The sequence below is a fragment of the Actinomadura chokoriensis genome (genome assembly GCF_041463665.1).
Classification (GTDB): domain Bacteria; phylum Actinomycetota; class Actinomycetes; order Streptosporangiales; family Streptosporangiaceae; genus Spirillospora; species Spirillospora chokoriensis_A.
Genome location: NZ_JAXCEJ010000042.1, coordinates 24213 through 32573, shown reverse-complemented (window position 1 = coordinate 32573; position 8361 = coordinate 24213). Strand labels below are relative to the sequence as shown.

6 protein-coding genes are annotated in these 8361 nt (G+C 73.6%); 5 read left to right on the top strand and 1 reads right to left on the bottom strand.

What is annotated here, in order from left to right; all coding sequences use genetic code 11:
* From SM418_RS36695 to SM418_RS36675, 5 genes are all read left to right on the top strand, one after another.
* Nucleotides 1-1633 (top strand): condensation domain-containing protein (locus tag SM418_RS36695; protein WP_371946247.1); only part of this gene is annotated, 1633 nt, incomplete at its 5' end.
* Nucleotides 1630-5541 (top strand): non-ribosomal peptide synthetase, encoded by a 3912-nt coding sequence (locus SM418_RS36690; RefSeq protein ID WP_371946246.1) that lies wholly within the window; start codon nucleotides 1630-1632, stop codon nucleotides 5539-5541. The genes SM418_RS36695 and SM418_RS36690, both read left to right, overlap by 4 nt.
* A gap of 11 nt (nucleotides 5542-5552) precedes the next feature.
* Nucleotides 5553-5762 (top strand): MbtH family protein, encoded by a 210-nt coding sequence (locus SM418_RS36685; protein WP_371946245.1) that lies wholly within the window; start codon nucleotides 5553-5555, stop codon nucleotides 5760-5762.
* Nucleotides 5755-6384: a GNAT family N-acetyltransferase gene (locus SM418_RS36680; RefSeq protein WP_371946244.1), complete on the top strand. Its 630-nt coding sequence runs from the start codon at nucleotides 5755-5757 to the stop codon at nucleotides 6382-6384. The genes SM418_RS36685 and SM418_RS36680 overlap by 8 nt, the downstream gene beginning before the upstream one ends.
* Nucleotides 6381-7118 carry a thioesterase II family protein gene (locus tag SM418_RS36675; protein WP_371946243.1) on the top strand — a complete coding sequence of 246 codons (738 nt, stop codon included), beginning with the start codon at nucleotides 6381-6383 and terminating at the stop codon, nucleotides 7116-7118. The genes SM418_RS36680 and SM418_RS36675 overlap by 4 nt, the downstream gene beginning before the upstream one ends.
* Before the next feature lie 121 nt (nucleotides 7119-7239).
* Here the strand turns inward: SM418_RS36675 and SM418_RS36670 are convergent, their stop codons facing one another.
* A complete protein-coding gene (locus tag SM418_RS36670; RefSeq protein ID WP_371946242.1) occupies nucleotides 7240-8286 on the bottom strand; it encodes a S1 family peptidase in 1047 nt (348 codons plus the stop codon).
* Between the last annotated feature and the right edge of the window lie 75 nt (nucleotides 8287-8361).

The window sequence follows — 8361 nt, the reverse complement described above, 5'->3', positions numbered from 1 at the left end:
CTCGATCATCGCGATCCAGCTGGTGTCCCGTGCCCGTCAGTCCGGCCTGGTCATCACGCCCCGTGATGTGTTCCAGCACCAGACCGTCGAGGAACTGGCCGCCACCGCACAACCGGTCGGCGAAGGAGAACGCGTCGAGGCGGAGCCGCCCGGCGCGGGCATCGGCCGCGTCCCGGCCACCCCGATCATGCGCTGGTTCCAGGACCTGAGCGGGCCCGTCGACGGCTACAGCCAGCGGATGCTCCTCCAGGTCCCGCCCGGCCTCGGCGTCGGCGACCTGACCAGGGCGCTCCAGACCGTCCTCGACCACCACGACATGCTCCGCCTCCGCGTCGACGGCGACGAGTTCGAGGTCGCCGAACCGGGCACGGTCGACGCGGCGCCCCTCGTCCGGCGCGTGGACGTGGCGGGCCTGGACACCGCCGCGCTCCGCGCCGTTCTCGCCGAGGAGGCGGAGGCCGCCCGCGGCGGGCTCGACCCGTCCGCCGGGACGATGGCGCGGCTCGTCTGGTTCGACGCCGGGCCCGCCGCCTCCGGACGCCTCCTGCTCACCCTCCACCACCTCGTCGTGGACGGCGTGTCCTGGCGGATCCTGCTGCCCGACCTCGTCACCGCCTGGGCCGGGGGAGCACTCGACCCCGTCCCGACGTCGTTCCGCCGCTGGGCGCAGCGCCTCGCCGCCGAAGCGTCCGACCCGGCCCGGACGGCTGAGCTGCCGCTCTGGGATGACGTCCTCGCGACCCCGGACCCCGTCCTCGGCGCCCGTCCCCTCGACCCGGCCGCCGACACGTTCGGGACGGCGCGGCATCTCACCCTCGACCTGCCCGCCGACGTGACCGGGCCGCTGCTCACCGACGTCCCGGCGGCGTTCCACGGACGCGTCAACGACGTGCTGCTCACCGCCCTCGCCCTCGCCGTCGCCGAATGGCGGCGCGAACGCGGCACGTCCGACGAGACCGCCGTGCTCATCGACCTCGAAGGGCACGGCCGGGAGGAGATCGTCCCCGGCGTCGACCTGTCCCGCACCGTCGGCTGGTTCACCTCCATCTACCCGGTGCGGCTGGACGCGGGCTGGGTCGACCCCGCCGACGTCCGCGAGGGCGGCCAGGCCGTGGGCACCGCGCTCAAGCGGGTCAAGGAGCAGCTCCGCGAGATCCCCGACAACGGCATCGGGTACGGGCTCCTCCGCCGCCTCAACCCCGCGACCGGCGCGGGCCTCGCCGCCTGCCCGCAGATCGCCTTCAACTACCTCGGCCGCGCCACCGCGCCCGAGGCCACCGACTGGGGACCGGCGGACCAGGCCGACGGCGAGGCCCTCGGCACCGGCCAGGACGGCGCGCTCGGCCTCGTCCACGCCGTCGAGGTCAACGCGCACACCCGCGACCTGCCGGGCGGCCCCGAGCTGTCGGCGACGTGGACGTGGGCCGGCGGCCTGTTCGACGCCGCCGCGATCGAGGACCTCGCCGGGCGCTGGTTCGCGGCGCTGCGCGGCCTCGTCGCGCACATCGGCGACGGCGCCGCCGGGGGACCCGTCGGCGGGTTCACCCCGTCCGACCTGTCGCTGGTGGACGTGAGCCAGGACGAGATCGACGAGCTCGCCGCCGAGCTCGACGGTGAATGGGAGCTGGATTGAACAAGTCGCAGCTTGAGGACATCCTCCCGCTGTCCCCGTTGCAGCAGGGGCTGTTCTTCCACGCCCTCTACGACTCCGGCAACGACGTCTACACCGCGCAGATCGTGCTCGACCTGCGCGGCCCGCTGGACGCGGACGCGCTGAAGGCCGCCGCCACGGCCCTCCTGCGCCGGCACGCGAACCTGCGGGCCGGGTTCCGGCAGCGCAAGGAGGGCTCACCGGTCCAGGTCGTCCACCGCACGGTCCGGCTGCCGTGGCAGGACGAGGACCTGTCCGCCCTGCCCGAAGCCGAACGCGAGGCGAAGGCACGCGAGCTGGCCGACGCCGAACGCGCCCGGCCGTTCGACATGGCGAAACCGCCGCTGCTGCGCTTCATGCTCATCAAGCTGGCGGACGGCCTGCACCGCATGGTGTTCACCAACCACCACATCCTGCTGGACGGCTGGTCGACGCCCGTCCTGCAGACCGAGCTGTTCGCGCTGTACCTGGCCAAGGGCGACGACACCGGGATGCCGCGCGTCGCCCCTTACAAGAACTACCTGGCGTGGCTCGCCGCCCAGGACCGTCCCGCCGCCGAGGACGCCTGGCGCCGCTCCCTCGACGGCGTCCACGAACCCACGCTCGTCGCACCCGGCGCGCCCGAACCCGGAACCGCCCCGCCCGGACGCGTCCGCATCCGTCTCACCGAGGAACTCACCTCCGCGCTCAGCGCGCGCGCCCGCGCCCAGGGCGTCACCCTGAACACCGTCCTGCAACTGGCCTGGGGGATGCTGATCAGCAGCCTCACCGGCTCCACCGACGTCGTGTTCGGCGCCGCCGTCTCCGGCCGGCCGCCGGAACTCCCCGGCGTCGAGCAGATGATCGGCCTGTTCATCAACACGCTGCCGATCCGCGTGCGCGTCCACCCCGCCGACACCGTCGCCGAGGCCCTCGCCCGCCTCCAGGACGAGCAGGCCGCGCTGATGCCGCACCACCACCTCGGCCTGTCCGACATCCAGCGCCTCGCCGGTGCCGGGACGCTGTTCGACACGATGACCGTCCTGGAGAACTACCCGTTCGACCCCGACGCCGCCGGCGCCGACCTCGGCGGCCTCACCCTCCACGACGTGGACGGCTATGACGCCACCCACTACCCGCTGACGTTCGCCGCCGTCCCCGGCCGCGGCCTGTCCCTGCGCATCGACCACCGCCCCGACCTGTTCACCGGCGAAGACGCCGAGCGGCTGATGCGGCGCCTCCTGCGCGTCCTGGACGCCGTCGCGCACCGGCCGGACCTGCCGCTCGGCCGTATCTCCGTCTTGGACGACGATGAACGCGCCAACGTCATCGAGAGCTGGCAGGGGCCCGAGACGGACCGCGCTCCCGGCACGCTCACCGGCCGCTTCGCCGCGCAGTGCGCGAAGACCCCCGGCGCGATCGCCGTCCGCGCCGCCGGTGAATCCATCGGTTACGCCGAGCTGGACGCGCGCGCGAACCGCCTCGCGCACCGGCTGATCGAGCTGGGCGTCCGCCGGGAGACCTGCGTCGCCGTCCTGCTCGAACGGTCCGCCGACATCGCCGTCGCGTCCCTCGCAATCCTCAAGGCGGGCGGCGCCTACGCGCCCGTTCACCACGGTTACCCGCCCGAGCGGATCGCGTGGGCGATCGCGGAGGTCGGCGCGCCCGTCGTGGTCGTCGACGGCGCGATGCGCGAGCGGGCCGCCGCCCTCGACACCAACGCGCGGATCGTCGCCGTGGACGACCCGGAACTCGCCGACGCGCTGGACACCGACCCCGGCGTGCCGTGCCACCCGGACCAGCTCGCCTGCGTGTTCTTCACTTCCGGCTCCACCGGCCTGCCGAAGGGCGTCACGATCGTGCACCGCGACGCCGTCGACCTCGTCACCGACGGCCGGCTCCGGGGCGGCGCCCACGACCGGGTCCTCGTCCACTCCTCGCACGCGTTCGACGCGTCGACCTACGAGCTGTGGACGCCGCTGCTGCGCGGCGGCACCGCGGTCATCGCGCCGCCCGGCCACCTGGACGGCGCCGCCCTTGAAGAGATCGTCAACGCCGAGGACCTCACCGCGGCCTTCCTCACCACCACCCTGTTCAACCTGGTCGCCGACGAGCGCCCGCGCGCCTTCGCCCGGCTCCGCGAGGTGCTGACCGGCGGGGAGGCGGGGTCGCCCGCCGCGATGCGCAAGGTCCTCACCGCCTGCCCGGACACCGAGGTCGTCCACATGTACGGGCCCACCGAGGCCACCACGTACGCGACCGCCGCGCCGCAGCGCGGACCCCTCGCCGACCCGGCGGAGCGGACGCCCGTGCTCGGCCGGCCCTACGACGACAGGCGCGTGTACGTGCTCGACCAGGGGCTGCGTCCGGTCCCGCCCGGCGTCGTCGGCGAGGCGTACATCGCGGGCTCCGGTGTCGGCCGCGGCTACCTGCGGCGGCCCGCGCTCACCGCCGAGCGGTTCGTCGCCGACCCGTTCGGCGGGCCCGGCGACCGCATGTACCGGACCGGCGACCTCGTCCGGTGGCGGCCGGACGGGAACCTGGAGTACGTCGACCGCGCCGACTTCCAGGTCAAGATCCGCGGGTTCCGCATCGAGCTGGGCGAGGTCGAGGCGGTGATCGCCGCGCACCCGGCCGTCGCCAACGTGGTCGTCATCGCCCGCGAGGAGGCGCCCGGCCTCAAGGCTCTCGTCGCCTACGTCGTCGCACCGTCCGTGCAGGGCCTGCGCGAGTTCGTCCAGGAGCGGCTGCCGGAGTACATGGTGCCCGCCGCGTTCGTCCGGCTGGACACGTTCCCGGTCGGCCCCACCGGCAAGCTCGACCGGCGCGCCCTGCCCGCCCCGGACTACACCGAGGCCGCGGCCGGCCGTGACCCGCGCACCCCCGAGGAGGAGCGCCTGTGCGCCGTCGTCGCCGACGTCCTCGGCCTCGACCGGGTCGGCGCCGACGTCAGCTTCTTCGACCTCGGCGGCGACAGCATCGCCGCGCTGAAGCTCGTCACTCGCGCCCGGCAGGCCGGGGTCGAGCTGACCCCCCGCGACGTGTTCACCCACCAGACCGTCGAGGCGCTCGCGAGGGTCGGCGATCCGGAGGACCGGATCGGTTTCGAGGTGCTCCTCCCGATCCGGACGTCCGGGTCCCGCCCGCCGGTGTTCTTCGTCCACCCGGCCGGCGGTCTCGCCTGGCCCTACCTGCAGTTTCAGCGGCACCTCGGCCCCGACCAGCCGGTCTACGGGCTGCAGGCCCGCGCGTTCACGCAGTCCGAGCTGCCGGGGTCGGTCACGGAGATGGCCGAGGACTACCTGGAGCACATCCGGTCCGTCCGGCCGTCCGGGCCCTACCACCTCGTGGGCTGGTCGCTCGGCGGACTCGTCGCCTACGAGGTGGCCGTCCGGCTCCAGGCCGCGGGCGAGAGCGTCGGGCTGCTCGCGCTCATCGACTCCTACCACGGCCAGGACCTCGCGGGGGACGAGCGGGAGATCCTGCACGAGCTGCTTCAGGGCATCGGCGTCGACGCCGCGGCGATCGCCCCGGACGGCAACCCCGACATGAAGCAGATCATGGAGATCCTCGCCGACCGCGACGACGCCCTCGCCACCCTCGACGAGGACGACCTGGTCAACGTCTACCGCAACTACGAGAACGGGCTCCGGCAGGCCGAGGAGTACCGGCCGGGACGGTTCCGGGGCGACGTCGTGTTCTTCACCGCGCTCCAGGGGCGCGTCGAGGACTCGCCCACCGGCCGGGGCAACTGGGGCCCGCTCGTCGAGGGCGAGATCGAGGACTACCCGATCGACGTCGAGCACCACCTGCTCATGGACCCCGGCCCGGCCGCCGAGATGGGCGCGGTCCTGGCCGCCAAGCTCGACAAACTGCACAGCGGAACGCGGGATCAGCGAAGCAGGCACTGAAAGGAAACCCCATGGCGAACCCATTCGAGGACCCGGACGGCACCTACCTCGTGCTCGTCAACGACGAGGGCCAGCACTCGCTGTGGCCGTCGTTCGCCGAGGTCCCCGCCGGCTGGACGGTGGCCAAGGACGAGGACACCCGGCAGGCGTGCCTCGACTACATCAACGAGAACTGGACGGACATGCGGCCGAAGAGCCTCATCGAGGCCATGGGTGGCTGACCTGGAGGTCCCCTCGGTCACCGAGTGGACGATGGAGATGCGGGACGCGGCCGACCTGCGTCCCGCGCCGCTGCCGGGCGTCGAGATGACGTTCACGCTCGCCGCGCTGCCGTCCGCCGACGTGAACCGCGCCCTGTACGCGACCGTCGGCTCCCGCGTCTGCTGGACGGACCGCTTCCCGTGGACGTACGCGCGGTGGCGGGCCTGGGTGGAGCGTCCCGAGCTGAGCACGTGGATCGCCATGGCCGAGGGCACCATCGCCGGCTTCTTCGAGATCGAGGCGCAGCCCGGCGGGGACACCGAGGTCCACCTGGTGGGCCTCACCCCCGCGTTCGTCGGCCGCGGCTACGGCGGATACCTCGTCGAGCAGTGCACCCGCCGCGCCTGGCAGCGCGGCGAGCTGTGGGCGGTGGACTCCGGGCCCGCGTCCCGGGTGTGGCTGCGCACGAGCAGCCTCGACCACCCGAACGCGATCGCCAACTACCGGCGCCGTGGCTTTAAGGTGGCGGCGGAGACCACCGCGCCCAAGCTCGTGCCGGACCCGAGGGTCGCGCCGTGGCCGCTGCCGAGCGACCCGCGCCGGGCCTCCCGCCGGTACGAGGAGGAGGAGTTGATCACGTGACCTGGTTGCGCTGCGCCGAGACGCGCCCCTGGGCGTCCATGCGGCTGTTCTGCCTGCCGCACGCGGGCGGGTCGGCGGTGTTCTACCGGCCGTGGGCCAAGGAGATCAGCCCGGCCGTCGAGGTGCACGCCGTCCAGTACCCGGGCCGCGCCGACCGGATGGCGGACGCGCTCGTCACCGACGCCCATCAGCTCGCCCGCCTCATCGCCGGCGCGATGGCCCCGCTGATGGACCGGCCCGCCGCGCTGTTCGGGCACAGCATGGGCGCCGTCCTCGCCTACGAGGTGGCGCGGCTGCTGCAGGAGCGGGGCAGCGCCCCCGTGCACGTGTTCGCCTCCGGCACCCGGGCACCGGACGACCGCGGCGACGACCGCGTCTCCGACAGGGACGACGACGGCCTGGTCGAAGAGATGATCGAACTGGGCGGCACCGACGTCGAGGCGCTGCAGGATCCGGAGTTGCGCGAGCTCGTCCTCCCCTACGTCCGCAACGACTTCCGGCTGATCGAGGACTACGTGCACCGGGACGGGACGCGGCTGGCCGTCCCGCTCACCGCCATCGTCGGGGACTCCGACTCGCACGTGTCGCAGGAGCAGGCGCGCGGGTGGGCGCGGGTCACCGACGGGCGGTTCGCGCTCCGGACGCTGCCGGGCGGCCACTTCTACCTCATCGACCAGCAGCCCGCGGTCATCGCCGAGATCCTGCGCACCCTGGAGGTCCCCGCCTTCGGCTGAGCCGACCCCGTATCCGACCCCGCGTCCGACCCCGCGTCCGACCCCGTGTCCGGGCGCGGGCGACGGGCCGCCCCCACGGAGTCCGGGTGGGGACGGCCCGCCTCTCACGGGAGCCGCGAGATCAGTAGACGCTCAGGCCGTAGCGGCTGAGCACCTCGGTGACCGGCTGGAAGAACGTCGTCCCGCCCGAGGAGCAGTTGCCGCTGCCGCCGGAGGTCAGCCCGAGGGCGGTGGACCCTGCGAACAGGGAGCCGCCGCTGTCGCCCGGCTCGGCGCACACCGTGGTCCGGATGAGGCCGCTGACGGTGCCCTCGGAGTAGTTCACCGTCTGGTTGAGCGCGGTGACCGTGCCGCTGTGCAGGCCGGTGGTGCTGCCGCTGCGGTACACGGTCTGCCCTACCGTGGCGTTCCCCGAGGCCGTGATGTTGCGGGTGCCGCTGTAGAGGCTCACGGCGCCCGTGGTGTCGGTCGGCGTCGAGCTGTACTGGACGACGCCGTAGTCGTTGCCCGGGAAGCTGCTGTACACGGTCCGGCCGAGTGTCTGTCCCGAGCTGTTGGTCCAGGTCGTGCCGATGTTGGTGCAGTGCCCGGCGGTGACGAAGTAGTACGTGCTGCCGCTGCGGACGTTGAATCCGAGCGAGCAGCGGGCGCCACCGGTGTAGATCGCCTGCCCGCCGAGGGTGAACGTGCGGAACGCCCCGGCGACCTTCTCGGTCCGGACGGCCGCGCCCTGCCTGGCCGCCGCGGCCTTCACCTTCTTCAGTTGCGCGCCCTTGACGGTGCCGTCCATGGTGAGGACGACCTGGTTCGCGGCGGGGTCCACGGCCCAGGCGGTGCCCGGCACGGTCGCCTCGCGCTTGAGCGCCGCCATGACCTTCGTCAGGTCGGCGCCGCTGCGCGCGACGGTCTGCGGCACGGCCCCGGCGGCGCGGACGGCCTGCGCCGACTGCGCGCTGGTCACCGTGACGACCAGCTTGCCGCCCTTGAGGTAGGAGCCGGCGGTGCCGGCGCCGAGCCGGCTCGCGAGGGACGCGGCCAGGGTGCCGGGCGCGGCGGGCGCCGCGGTTCCGGCCGACGCGGCGGGAGCGGCCGCGAGGGTGGCGGCCACCAGTCCGGCCGCGGCCGTGATCGCGGCCGCGGCGCCGGCGCGCCTGTGACGGTTCTTCACTTGTGCCTCCAGCGGGGGGATTGGCGCACCCTTCTGGTGCGCCGGAGGTTCTGGACATCGTGTAAGAACCGTCAA

What these genes read in the sequence shown, in the direction of transcription:
- SM418_RS36685 (WP_371946245.1), top strand. Translation starts at nt 5,553, where the DNA reads ATGGCGAACCCATTCGAGGACCCGGACGGCACCTACCTCGTGCTCGTC.